7 protein-coding genes are annotated in these 13,047 nt (G+C 73.1%); 4 read left to right on the plus strand and 3 right to left on the minus strand.

From position 1 onward, the window contains the following. The first annotated feature begins 305 nt into the window (after positions 1-305). From OG370_RS36000 to OG370_RS36010, 3 genes are read left to right on the plus strand one after another with little or no spacing between them, the layout of a single operon-like run. Positions 306-1,172, plus strand: a complete 867-nt coding sequence (locus OG370_RS36000; RefSeq protein ID WP_328471783.1) for a helix-turn-helix domain-containing protein — start codon at positions 306-308, stop codon at positions 1,170-1,172. After that, on the plus strand, positions 1,169-1,435 hold the full coding sequence (locus OG370_RS36005) for a DUF397 domain-containing protein (protein ID WP_328471785.1): 267 nt from the start codon (positions 1,169-1,171) through the stop codon (positions 1,433-1,435). The genes OG370_RS36000 and OG370_RS36005 overlap by 4 nt, the downstream gene beginning before the upstream one ends. Positions 1,436-1,485: 50 nt before the next feature. Then, positions 1,486-2,313 (plus strand): SAM-dependent methyltransferase, encoded by an 828-nt coding sequence (locus OG370_RS36010; RefSeq protein ID WP_328471787.1) that lies wholly within the window; start codon positions 1,486-1,488, stop codon positions 2,311-2,313. Positions 2,314-2,482: 169 nt separating this feature from the next. Here OG370_RS36010 and OG370_RS36015 read toward each other — a convergent pair whose 3' ends face one another. Together OG370_RS36015 and OG370_RS36020 are read right to left on the minus strand one after the other, a co-directional pair. Further along, positions 2,483-4,105 carry a S53 family peptidase gene (locus tag OG370_RS36015; protein ID WP_328471789.1) on the minus strand — a complete coding sequence of 541 codons (1,623 nt, stop codon included), beginning with the start codon at positions 4,103-4,105 and terminating at the stop codon, positions 2,483-2,485. A gap of 359 nt (positions 4,106-4,464) precedes the next feature. Then, the gene (locus tag OG370_RS36020) at positions 4,465-7,329 is read right to left on the minus strand and encodes an AAA family ATPase (RefSeq protein ID WP_328471791.1); all 2,865 of its coding nucleotides are present in this window, start codon (positions 7,327-7,329) and stop codon (positions 4,465-4,467) included. Between the two features lie 545 nt (positions 7,330-7,874). On the opposite strand from OG370_RS36020, the gene OG370_RS36025 reads away from it, so the two are divergent. Beyond that, on the plus strand, positions 7,875-11,453 hold the full coding sequence (locus tag OG370_RS36025) for a choice-of-anchor D domain-containing protein (RefSeq protein WP_328471793.1): 3,579 nt from the start codon (positions 7,875-7,877) through the stop codon (positions 11,451-11,453). 171 nt (positions 11,454-11,624) lie between these two features. Here OG370_RS36025 and OG370_RS36030 read toward each other — a convergent pair whose 3' ends face one another. After that, on the minus strand, positions 11,625-13,025 hold the full coding sequence (locus OG370_RS36030) for a cryptochrome/photolyase family protein (protein WP_328474743.1): 1,401 nt from the start codon (positions 13,023-13,025) through the stop codon (positions 11,625-11,627). Positions 13,026-13,047: the final 22 nt, after the last annotated feature.

The following is a 13,047-nucleotide window of genomic DNA, read 5'->3' on the forward strand; positions in this document are numbered from 1 at the left end:
GTGTCTCCGGATCGCTGGGGGAGTGGTGCCCCGCTGTCGCCGCACCTCCTGCGGCCGCACCGCCCCGGCCGCGGACGCCGGTCCCGATACACGAGTCGTGCGGACGCCGCATGCCGCGCGGGTCGTACGAGCGGCCGCGCGAGGCGATCTGAGTGGGCGTCACAGCAGGTGTCACGGCTTCACTATGCGCGGGCATCCGATCACTACGCAAGGGGCAATGTGCATGATGCAGGGTGCTTGATGCCCGAACGCGTGGCAGACTGCCACCACGGTCGGCGCACGTGCGAAGAGGAAGGCGCATCGGCGTGAGTGAACGGCGTGCTGCTCCCACGGTGTTGCAGATCTCGCTCGGCCGGCGGCTGCGGGACCTGCGCGAGTCGGTGGGGTTATCGGCGGCGCAGGCAGGTGAGCGCATTCGCGTGGCGCAGTCCACCGTCACCCGGCTCGAAGGCGCCAGGACATCGCTCAACTACGCGACCGTCAAAGCCCTGTTGGAGCTGTACGGCGTCACCGGGCCCGAGGCCGCTGACTTCCTGACCCTGGTCGACAAGGCCAACGAGTCCGGCTGGTGGCAGAGTTACCGCGACGTGCTGCCGGGCAGGTTCGGGGTGTACGTCAGCCTGGAGAGCGCCGCCTCCCAGATCCGCAGCTACGAACCCCAGGTGGTGCCCGGGCTGCTCCAGACCCCGGCCTACTGCGAGGCGGTCATCCGGCTCGGCTTCCCCCGGGAGTCCGACGACGAGGTGCGCCGCAGGGTCGCGCTGCGGCTCCAGCGGCAGAACGTGCTGACCCGCGCCGACAGCCCGCCGTTCCTGTGGGCGGTGATCGACGAGACCGCGATCCGGCGGCCGGCCGGCGACCGCGCGGTGATGGCCGAGCAGATCGAGCGGCTGATGGAGACCGCCGACCTGCCGAACGTGGCGCTCCAGCTGCATCCGTTCGAAGCCGGCCTGCACCGGGGCGCGTTCGGGCCGTTCACGCTCTTCCGCTTCCCGATCCCGGACTTCCCGGACATCGCGTGCGTCGACAGCCTCCTGGGCACCGCGTACCGGGACGAGAGCGCCGAAGTCGAGCTCTACCGGCAGACGTTCGAGCATCTGATGACCGGAGCGCTGGCGAGGCGACGCACCAAGGGCTTTCTGGACGGCCTGCGCAAGGAGTACCTGCGATGAATCCGCCGCCCGCGCTGTACGCCCCGCACGTTCCGCATGCCCCCGCCGCCCTCGGTGCCGAGGGCTGGTCCCGCCCGTGGAGCGGCACCAACGGCGAAGCGTGCGTGGAGGTCAAGGTGCTCGTCGGCGGCCGGGTCGCGGTCCGGCAGTCGACCGACCCCGGCGGTCCCGCGCTGATCTTCCCCGCGGAGGCGATGGCGATGTTCGTGGCCGCCGCCAAGGACGGCCGGGCGGACTTCCTGGCCCGCCCCGACCTCCCCTGACCTCCCCTGACCTGACCCCGTCCGTACCGACACCCACCCGGGAGACAGCAGTGAACGATCCGGCGACCGGCGGCAACACCGTGGACGACGCCGAGAACGTGCCGAGTTCGGCGCGTATGTACGACTACATCCTCGGTGGAAAGGACAACTACGCGATCGACCGGGAGCGGGTGGACGCGGCCGAGCGCGCCTACCCGGGCATCAAGGACGCGGCCCGGATCAACCGGATGCTGCTGCTGCGGATGGCCCGCTACTTCGGCGAGGCGACGGAGGTCGACCAGTTCATCGACGTGGGCACCGGCATCCCCACCGAGCCCAACTACCACCAGGTCATCCGTGCCGCCCGGCCCGAAGCCCGCATCCTGTGCACGGACTTCAGCAAGACGGTGCTGGGCTACACCGAGAGCCTGTCCGAGCAGGACCCCGAGGGCCGGATCTCCTACGTGCACGCGGACGTCCGGGAGCCGGAGAAGATCCTGGAGGCGGCCCGGGCCCACCTCGACCTGAGCCGTCCGGTCGCGATGACGATGGTCGCGCTGCTGCACTTCATCTCCGACGAGTTCGACCCGCACGGCATCGTGAAGACGCTCACCGACCAGCTGGTGCCCGGCAGTTACCTCGCCATCAGCCAGGTCACCGGCGACTTCGACGCGGAGGCCGGCGAAGGGGTGGCGAAGGTCTACCGGGCCGGCGGCACCCCGGCGCAGGTCCGCTCGCACGCGGAGGTGGCGCGGTTCTTCGACGGCTTCGAACTCGTCGAGCCCGGGCTGGTCGTCGCGCCCCGGTGGCATCCGGAGCTCGCGGTGCCGATGCCCTGGCCCGAACCCGAGGGCGGCGACCGCACCCCGGTCTACGCGGCCATCGGCCGTAAGCCGTAAGGCGGGCAAACCGCAAATCGCAAACCGCAAACCGCAAACCGCAAACCGCAAGGCGGCAAGTCGGCAGCGCTGAACCGTCAGTGGTGAGCCGTACGTCCGAACAGCCCGCGGCCCGGACGGGGACACCCCGTCCGGGCCGGGTCGTGCTCACGGCCCGAAGGCCGTCACCTCACTGGCCGAGCAGCGTGGACGAGAGGGTGGCGGCGTTGTACGAGCCCCAACCCGTCACGAAGTCCCAGCCCTTGGCGGCCGAGTAGGCGCCGTTGTTGCCACTGGTGATGTCGTGGAAGCCGGTGCCGGCCGCCGTGTACAGCGCCGGGTTGGCGAAGCCGAGCTTGGCCTTGCCGGCCGCGGTGGCCTGCTGGTTGTAGAGGGCGGCGAAGGCGGCCCACTCGGGCGCCGCGGCGCTGGTGCCGCCGACCTGGCCCCAACTGCCCTGCGAGTAGATGGACACACCCGGGCTCGGGTTGGCCAGCGCCGAGACGTCCGGCACCTGGCGCTTGCCGCCGCCCGCGCTCTTCTGGACCGAGGTCTGCCAGCTCGGGATGGCGAACTGGGTGGACACGCCACCGCCGCCGCCGGACCAGGCGGTCTCCTTGCTCCAGGCGTTCCCCGAGGTGACCGTCAGCGTGGTGCCGCCGACGCCCGTGACGTACGGGTCGCTCGCCGGGTAGTCGACCGACTTGCCGCCGTTGCCGGCGTCGTCGGAGCCGTCGTCACCGGAGGCCGCGAAGAAGCCCAGGCCCTCGGCCGCGCCCTGCTTGAAGACGGCGTCCACGGCGGTGATGTTGGCGCTGGTGCGCTCCGACTCGGCGGCGCCCCAGCTGATCGAGGTGACGGGGATGCCGCTGTCCACGATCGCCTGGTAGGTGTCGACCTCGCCGGCGTCGGAGTTGGGGCCCTCGAAGACCGTGATCTGCGCGGCCGGCGCGACCGCGTTCAGCACCTCGATGTCCAGCTCGACCTCGACCTGCCCGTCGCCGAGCGAGCCGGAGCCGCCGTCCACCTTGCTGACGGTGGGCGCGGTGGAGCTGAGGCCGTAGTTGCTGTCGTACTTGGTGATGTTGGACTGCTGGAAGCCGTCGAACTCCAGCAGCGCGACCTTCTGGCCGCTGCCGGTGGCGCCGGAGACGTTGTAGCCGCCCTTGATCTGCGCCGGGGTGTAGCCGCCGCCCGGGCCGTTGTGCGGGGTGACCTTCGCGTCCGTGTGGTGCAGCAGCGAGCGGTTGTTGAGGCCGGAGACGCTGCCGACGATCGAGGCGATCGAGGAGGGCACCGACGGCGCGGCGGTGTTGGCGTAGAAGGTGCGGCCGGTGGCGCCGTCCTTGTAGTTCGCCAGCGTGGTGCCGAACGCCTTCTTCAGCTGCGTGGCGGTGCCGGTGGCGTCGATCAGCTGGTTGCCGGAGTGCACCTTGCCGACCTTGAGCCCCTGGGAGCGCAGGTAGTCGGTGACCTTCTTGACGTCGGCGTCGCTGCGGCCGAACTTGGCGGCGTACTGCGCCTTCGTCAGGTAGTGGCCGTAGGAGGAGGAGTGGGGGTCGCTGACGTTGGCGATGAAGGTGTCCAGCGCGCCCTCGTTCCGGGCCGTGAGGCTCACCGCGACGGATATCTGCTTTCCGGCCGCGACGTCACCGGTGCGGACGGCGTGCGAGGTGAGGCCCGGCACGACGTCGCCGGACAGGGAGGTACGGGCCGAGTCCGCGTGGGGGGCGGCGGCGTACGCGGCGGGGATGGCCGCGGCCAGCAACGCTGGAGTCGCGGCGGCGACCAGCAGTTTCAGACGGAGCGTCACGAAGGTCCTCCATGAGGGGATGGTGCCCGGATCGGGACGACCACCACGCTAGGGACGGTTGGGGCCGGACATAAGCGTGGGAACCCTTGCGACGACTGTTAACGATGTGTTTCCCGTGGCAGGTGTGGGGAGTTGGTGGGCCGTATGTGGGGGAATGGTGTGCGCGCAGGTCCAGGGGAGTCCGAGGGGAGGAGCGGCGGGCGGCGGGCGCGGGCTCGCCGGGGATGCGGGGGTGGGGCGGCGGGCCGGGGCGCTCGCGGTCCGGGTGCGTGCGCAGGGTGCGGAGCGCGGGTGCCGGTACGTGCGCAGGGTGCGGGTACGTGCGCGGGGTGCGGGGGCGGGTGCCGGTGCCGTTGCCCCTACGCCGGCCGGAGCCCCGCGGACGCCATCACATGGGCCAGTTCCGTCCTGGACCGCACACCGAACTTCCGGTACAGCCGCGACAGCGTCCCCTCGACCGTCTTGACGCTGATGAACAGCTCCGCGGCCACCTCCCGGTTGGTGGCCCCGCCGCGGACGAGATCGGCGACCCGCGTCTCCGCCGGCGTCAGGTGCGCCGCGCTCGCCGTGCCGCGCACCACCGCGTCCACCCGGGCGAGTTCGTCCCGGGCCCGCGCGGCGAGCGGCGCCGCGCCGGTCCGCTCGGCCAGTTCCAGCGCCTCGGTGAGCGCGGCCCGCGCCGCTGTACGGTGCCGGGCCCGGCGCTCCACCGCGCCGAGCGCGGTGAGCGTACGGACCAGCTCCACCGGCAACTCCAGCGGGCGCAGTCGCTGCGCCGACGAGCGCAGGAGCACCGCGCCCTCCTTCGCCCGCCCGGCCGCCGCCTCCCGCAGCCCCTCGGTGCGCTCCAGCGCCGCCAGCACGCTGCCAGGCACCGGCCCCGTGGCCCGGGCGCGGGCCAGGCCGAGCACCGTGGCGGCCGCGTCCGTCTCGCCCGCGGTCACCAGCGCCTCGGCGAGGTCGGCGTGCCAGCACAGCAGCGGCGGGTCGGCGGCGCCCATCGCGGCACCGATCTCCAGCGCGCGGCGCAGCGACTCGACGGACTGGGCCGCGCGCCGCCGGTCGCCCGCGAAGAGCGCGGCCTGCCCCAGCGCCGCGAGCGCGCGCAGCAGGAAGAGCTGGTCGCCGTCGGCCTCCGAGGCGGCCACCGCCTCCACCGCGAGCCGGCACGCCTCGTCCGTGTCGCCGCCGAACGTCCGCGCCAGGGCCGCCGCGTAGAGCGCGGGCGCGGAGGTCAGGCCGGCGTCGGCGACCACGCGGGCGCAGTGCGCCGCGGTCCGCAGCGCCTCCCGGCACTCGCCGGCCCGCACCTGGACCCGGGTGAGCGCCACCAGCGACGCCACGTCCTGCTCGACGTCGGCCGCCGCGCCGGTGGCGCCCAGCAGCGCGAGCACCTGGGCCCGCGCGGACCCGACCCGGTCGGAGTCGAGGGTGAGGATCGCCCGCATCCGCTGGATGCCCCAACTGCGCGGTCCGTGGTCGGCCCGGGCCAGCGCCTGGTCCAACGCGGCCTCGGCGGCGGCCGGTTCGCCGGCCAGCGAGCGCACCCGGGCGAGCGTGGACAGCGCGTCCACCTCCGTGCCGGTGTCCCCGACGGCCGCGGCGCGGCGGGCGGCGCGCAGCGCGTGCTCGGCCGCCTGCGCCAACTCGCCGCACAGCAGGCCGCGCAGCGCCGCCCAGTCGTACAACTTCGCTTCCAGCGCCTGGTCCCCGGCCGCCTCCCGCAGCCCGTCCGTGATCAGCGCGGCCTTGTCGCGCAGCGCCTGCCCGGCGTTGCGCAGCAGCACCAGCCGGGCGGCGACCCGGCCGGGCGCCGACGCGGAGCCGTCCAGCACGCTCTGCGCGATCCGCTCGGACTCCTCGCGGTGGCCGGCGTCGCAGGCGAACCCGGCGGCGGCCAGCAGGCGTTGGTCGTGCAGCTCGGTGCGGTCGGCGGGGGTCCGGCCGGCGGCGAGCGCGGCCAGCTCGGCCGCGGTGGCGGCCTCGCCGCGCTGCCGGGCCAGCTGCGCGGCGGCCATCACCGTACCGGCGGTCGCCTCGTCCTCCTGTGGGTGTGCCAGCGCCAGGTGCCGTGCCGCGTCGACGGGTTCGCCGACCGCGGCGGCCAGCAGCGCGTGCGCGCGGCGGCGGGCCGGTCCCGAGGCGTCCGCGCTCAGCGCGACGGGCAGCAGCGGATGGCTGAAACGCACCGCGCCCGACGCGTCGCAGGCCGCCACCCCGAGCCGCTCCGCGGCGTCCAGCGCGGCCGCGGTGGGCTCGGTGCCGGCCGCCGATCGAAGGAGGGTGAGGGTCGGCCGGGTGGCGGCCGCGGCCAGCAGCAGCACCTCCTGGACCGGCCCGGGCAGCGTGCGGACCCGGTCCAGCACGAGCGCGCGCAGCTCCGGCGGCACCGGCTGGTGGCCGTCGGGGAGCGAGGGCGTGCCGGCCCGCAGCGCGTCCCGGCCCAACGCCAGCGCGTACAGCGGGTTTCCGGCCGCGGCGTGCAGCACCGCGCGCAGCGCGGACGGCGGCAGGGTGACGCCGGAGGCGAGCAGCAGCAGCGCGATGTCGTCGTCCCCCAGTGCGGGCACGGTGACTTCGGCGCTGCCGGCCGGGCAGCAGCGGGCGCGGGCGGGCCGGCCGTCCTCGGCCACCTGCTCGGTCGCGGCCATCCGCACGTCGGTGCTCTCCAGCCGGCGCGCGACGAACGCCAGTACCTCCGCGCTCGGTTCGTCCAGCCACTGCAGGCCGTCCACCACCAGCACGACCGGTGCCCGCGCGGCCAGCAGCCGCAGCGCCTCCAGCACGGCCAGCCGCACCGCCAGCCCGCCGTACGGCCCGACCGGTCCGTGCCCGCGCAGCAGCGCGGTGCGCAGCGCGGTACGCGGCCCGGACGGCAGCGCCCGCACCACGTCCTCGGGCACCCGGGCGAAGAGGTCGATCACCCCCAGGTACGGCAGCGGGGTGTCCGCGGCGGTGGGGGAGCAGCACAGCACCGTTGCGCCCTCGTCGGCGGCGCGCGCGGCGAGCGCGTCGAGCACCACGGACTTGCCGATCCCGGCCGGGCCGTGCAGCAGCAACCCGCCGCTGCGCGCGAGGTGTTCCCACCCCGCCTCCAGCAGCGCCTCGCGTCCGGTCGGGGCGGTGCGCGGGCGCCGCACGGCGCCGCCGCCCGTGCGCGCGGGCGCGGGCAGGGGTGCGTACGGCCGGTAGGCCGGTGCTGCGCGGGCGGCTTCGTGTGCCACGGTGCGGGCTGACCTCCTCGTCCGGGACCGCGCGGAACGGGCCACTCGGGCACGGTCTCGATTGATGTCCATGACAATCACTGCAAAGCCGCCTGTCAATGGCGCGAGACGCTCCGGCCAGGCCGTTTTCACGTGATTGTGACCTCGCGCAAGCGGAGGAAACGGCCCCGGCACGTCCGATGCCGTCGCGGTGTGCGTGGCGGTGTGCGGAGTGGTGTCCGCCGGCCGCCCGCCTCCGCCCCGCGCCCCTGCCGCGCGGTCGGTGCGAACCCCGCCGACTCCCGTGTCACGGCGGCCAGTTACTCAAGTGATCACACTCAATCTTGCAAGTAAAAGTCGAGATTCAACGAAAACGGATCTGGATATTGCAGCGATGTGTCGGAGGGGTTACGGTCCCCCTGCGTCGCCACCCGAACCCCGGTGGTGCACCGGCGTTTCCCCCCTCTCCCCACCCCTCCTCCCAGCTCGTGCACTCCTCGGCCCGCACCCGGTCGCGCTCGGCGCCGCGGTGCCGGTCCGGCTGTTCGTGTCGAAAGGAGCAAGACGTGTTCAGACACCTGCGAAGTCTCAGACGTGCGGTCGCGGTCGGAGGCACCACCGCGGTGCTCGCCGCGGGCGGCGTGCTCGGCCTCGCGTTCCAGCCCGCGGTCGCGGCCACGGCGGCGGTCGCCACCGGCGGCAGCGGCGCGAACCTTCCCTACGTCGAGGTGCAAGCGGAGAACTCCGCCACCAACGGCACCGTGATCGGCCCGAGTTACGCGGCCGGCAACCTCGCCGACGAGGCGTCCTACCGCAAGGCGGTGACGCTGCAGGGCTCGGGCAAGTACGTCACGTTCACCACGCCGGTCGCCACGAACTCGATCGACTTCCGGTACAGCATCCCGGACACCGCAGGCGGCTCGGTGTACACGGCGCCGCTGTCGCTGTACGTCAACGGCACCAAGCAGCCGGACTTCACGCTGACGAACGCGTACTCCTGGTACTACGGCAGCTATCCGTTCACCAACTCGCCGGGCAGCAACCCGCATCACTTCTACGACGAGGCGCACCGGCTCTTCGACACGACCTACCCGGCCGGCACCACCTTCAAGTTCCAGGTCGACGCGGGCGACAGCGCGTCCTCCTACACCCTCGACTTCGCCGACTTCGAACAGGTCGGCGCCGCGCTCCCGCAGCCGGCCGGCTCGGTCTCGGTGACCAGCGAGGGCGCCGACTCCAGCGGCGCGGCCGACTCCACCGCCGCGTTCAACGCCGCGATCAGCGCGGCCGGGTCGGGCGGCACCGTGTGGATTCCGCCGGGCACGTACAACATCCCCGGCCACATCAGCGTCAACAACGTCACGGTCGCGGGCGCCGGCATGTGGTACTCGACCGTCACCGGCACCGCCCCCGGCTTCTACGGGACCTACGGCACCGGCGGCCCGGCGAGCACCAACGTCCACCTGCAGAACTTCGCGATCTTCGGCAACGTCCAGGAGCGCGACGACAACGCGCAGGTGAACGGGATCGGCGGCGCGATGAGCAACTCGTCCGTCTCCAACCTGTGGATCGACCACATGAAGGTCGGGGCCTGGATGGACGGCCCGATGGACAAGTTGACCTTCAGCGGGATGCGCATCCGCGACACCACCGCCGACGGCATCAACTTCCACGGCGGGGTGACCAATTCGACGGTCACCAACAGCGACATCCGCAACACCGGTGACGACGGCATCGCCACCTGGGCGGACTCCTCGCTCGGCGCCGACGCCAACGACACCATCTCGAACAACACCGTCTCGGTGCAGACCCTCGCCAACGGCATCGCGATCTACGGCGGCCACGACAACACCGTGACCGGCAACCTGGTCCAGGACACCGGCCTCGCGCAGGGCGGCGGCATCCAGGTCGGCCAGCGCTTCACCTCCACGCCGGTCGGCACCACCACCATCAGCAACAACACCATGATCCGCGACGGCAGCCTCGACCCGAACTGGCAGTTCGGCGTAGGCGCGCTGTGGTTCGACGGCAGCCAGGGCGCCATCACCGGCCCGATCAACGTCTCCAACGCCCTGATCGAGCAGAGCCCGTACGAGGCCGTGCAGTGGGTGGAGGGCACGGTCAGCGGGGTCAACCTCAGCAACGTCACCATCGCCGGCACCGGCACCTTCGCGCTCCAGGAACAGACCGGCGGCGCCGCGAAGTTCACCAACGTCACCGCCACCGGCGTGGGCGCCCCCTCCCCGGTCTACAGCTGCGAGGGCGGCAACTTCGCGGTCACCGACGGCGGCGGCAACTCCGGGATCGACGGCACCCCGGTCTGCGGGCCGTGGCCGACCCCGGTCTTCCCGCCGTACCCGCCGTCCGGCGTCACCGCCAGCCCCAGCGCGCTGTCCTTCGGTTCGGTCGCCACCGGCACCACCAGCGCCGCGCAGAGCGTGACCGTCTCCAACCCGACCAACGCGGCCGCGTCGGTCTCCTCGATCGCCGCCTCCGGTGACTTCGCGCAGACCAACACCTGCGGCAGCTCCATCGCGGCGAACGGGTCGTGCACGGTCAGCGTCAAGTTCAGCCCGACCGCGACCGGTGCGCGCACCGGTTCGCTGACCGTCAACGCCGGCGGCGTCACCAACACCGTCACCCTGTCCGGCACCGGCACCGCACCCGGCCCGATTCTCAACACCAACCCGGGCGGCCTGTCCTTCGCCGGCACCGTGGTCGGCGACACCACCGCCGCGCAGGCGGTGACCGTCACCAACTCCGGCACCACCTCCGCGACCGTCTCCGGCGTCGCGGTGACCGGTGATTTCGCCCAGACCAACAACTGCTCCACCGTCGCGGTCGGCGCCTCCTGCACCGTCAACGTCACCTTCAAGCCGACCACCGGCGGCGCCCGCAGCGGCACCCTCACCGTCACCAGCAACGCCAACAACAGCCCGACCACGGTCGGCCTGACCGGCAGCGGCATCGACAGCGGCACCGACATCGCGGCCGGCAAGCCCGCCACCGCGAGCAGCAGCAACAGCCTCTACCCGGCGACGAACATCACCGACCCGGACGCGTCGACGTACTGGGAGAGCTCCGGCGCGTTCCCGCAGTGGGCGCAGGTCGACCTCGGCGCGAGCTACAGCGTCGGCAAGGTCGTGCTCAAGCTCCCGCCGGCCACGGCGTGGTCCACCCGCACCCAGACCCTGTCGGTGCAGGGCTCCACGGACGGCTCCAGCTTCTCCACGCTGGCGGCCTCCGCCGACCGCACCTTCGACCCGTCCACCGGCAACACCGTCACCATCACCTTCAACGCCGCCGACGCGCGGTACGTCCGGGTGAACATCACCGCCAACTCCGGCTGGACGCAAGCCCAGTTGTCGGACCTGGAGGTCTTCCCGAGCGGGAGCGGCGGCGGCACTCCGCCGTCCTCGGCGACCCTCGCGGCCAGCCCGTCGTCGCTGAGCTTCGGCAGCGTGGCACCGGGCATCAGCAGCGACCCGAAGACCGTCACCCTCACCAACAGCGGCTCCGCGGCCGCGTCGGTCTCCTCGATCGCGGCCTCCGGTGACTTCGCGGAGACCAACACCTGCGGCAGCTCGATCGCGGCGGGCGGCACCTGCACGGTGAGCGTCACCTTCAAGCCCACCGCGACCGGCGCCCGCACCGGCACCCTCACCGTCACCGGCAACGCGTCGAACAGCCCGACCACGGTCCCGCTGACCGGCACCGGCACCGGCACGGTGAGCGCCAACCTGGCCCTGCACGCGGCCACCAGCGAGTCCAGCCACACCGACGTCTACCCCTCGTCCAACGTGACGGACGGCAACCAGGACAGCTACTGGGAGAGCGCCAACAGCGCCTTCCCGCAGTGGGTCCAGGTGGACCTCGGCTCCGCGCAGAGCGCCAGCCGGGTCGTGCTCCAGCTCCCCGCGAGCTGGGGTGCCCGCAACGAGACGCTGGCGCTGTCCGCGAGCACCGACGGCTCCACCTTCACCACCCTGAAGGCGTCGGCGAGTTACAGCTTCAGCCCGACCTCGTCCAACGCCGTCACCCTGTCGTTCCCCGCGACCAGCCAGCGCTACTTCCGGCTGAACATCACGGCGAACACCGGCTGGCCGGCCGGGCAGCTCTCGGAGTTCCAGGTCTGGAACATCTGACCCGCGGCTCCACTGCTCTGAACGTTCCACGGCTCTGAACGCACCACGGCGTCACCGCACCACCGCACCACGGCTCCACCGCTCTGAACGCTCCACCGCTCCACGGTGCCGCCGGACGCATCCCGTCCGGCGGCACCGCCATGCGGCCACGGTCCACGTCCGGCCGCTTCGCTACCCGAGCCCCCGCGCCTGCCTGAACCGGGCCAGCCCCTCGGCCAGTTCGACGATCGGCTCGGGATAGTCGCCGCACCCCGCGCGCTCCCGCGCCGGCAGCTTCCACGGCTCGTGCACCGCCGCACCCGCCACACCGGCCAGCTCCGGCACCCAGCGGCGCACGTAACTGCCGTCCGGGTCGTACCGCTTCGCCTGGAGCAGCGGATTGAGCACCCGGTTGGGACGGGAGTCGGTGCCGGTGCCCGCCACCCACTGCCAGTTGAGCTGGTTGTTGGCGATGTCGCCGTCGACCAGCAGCTCCAGGAAGTGCCGGGCGCCCACCCGCCAGTCCAGGTAGAGGGTCTTGGTCAGGAAGCTCGCGGTCAGCAGCCGGCCCCGGTTGTGCATCCAGCCCTCCGTACGCAGTTGCCGCATCGCCGCGTCGACCACCGGGTAGCCGGTCCGGCCCCGCCGCCACGCCTCCGCGTCGGCCTCCGCCGAAGCCCCGGTACGCCAACGGTCGTGCCGGGTACGGTAGTCGGCCGCTGACACCGCCGGACGGGCGGCGAGCAACTGGTGGTTGAAGTCGCGCCAGCACACCTGCCGGGCGAACGCCTCCGCGCCCGGCCCGCCCTTCGCCACCGCCCGCCGTACCGCCTCGACCGGCGAGAGCGTGCCGAAGTGCAGGTGCGGGGAGAGCCGCGACGTCGCGTCCCCCGGCATGTCGTCATGGCGCGCGTCGTACTCCCCGACACCGCGCCGCAGCCACGCGGTGAGCAGCCGCCGGGCCACGTCCTCACCGCCCGCGGCCAGTTCGGGTGACACCGCGCCGACCGCCGCGCGCGGCTCGATCGCGACCGACCGCACCGACTCCGGCACTCGCACGGCTCTCGGTGCGGGCAGCGGATCGCGCAGCCCCTCCTGCCGCCAGCGCCGGAAGTACGGGGTGAACACCGCGAAGTGTTCGGAGTTCTGCGGGGTGACCCGGCCCGGCGGCACCGCCGTGACCACCGCGTCGTGGACGTGCAGCCGCCGCCCGTCCGCGGTGAGGGCGCGCCGCAGCCGCTCCTCACGGCGCTGCGCGAACCCGCTGCACCCGGCGGCCACATGCACCTCGGCCGCGTCCGCCTCCCGCGCGACCGCGCACACCTCCGCGACCGTCTCCCCGGCCCGCAGCACCAGCCGCCCGCCGCGCTCGCGCAGCCCGGCGTCCAGCGCGCCCAGGCAGTCGGCCAGGAACGCCCGCCGGTTGGGCGCGGCGAACCCGGCGCCGTCCACCGCGGGATCGCGGACGAACAGCGGCACCACCTCGTCCGCGCCGGCCAGCGCGGCCCGCAGCGGCGGATGGTCGTGCACCCGCAGGTCGGAGGTGAACAGCACGACCGCACGCCGCGTCGTGGCCGAACGTGCCCCGCCCATAGCGGAGTCGGCGGACGTGGCG

Origin of the sequence: Streptomyces sp. NBC_00448, assembly GCF_036014115.1 — a bacterium.
Classification (GTDB): Bacteria; Actinomycetota; Actinomycetes; order Streptomycetales; family Streptomycetaceae; genus Actinacidiphila.

Coding starts and splice junctions, on each gene's coding strand:
- OG370_RS36005 (WP_328471785.1), top strand. CDS start 1,169: ATGAATCCGCCGCCCGCGCTGTACGCCCCGCACGTTCCGCATGCCCCC.
- OG370_RS36030 (WP_328474743.1), bottom strand. CDS start 13,025: ATGGGCGGGGCACGTTCGGCCACGACGCGGCGTGCGGTCGTGCTGTTC.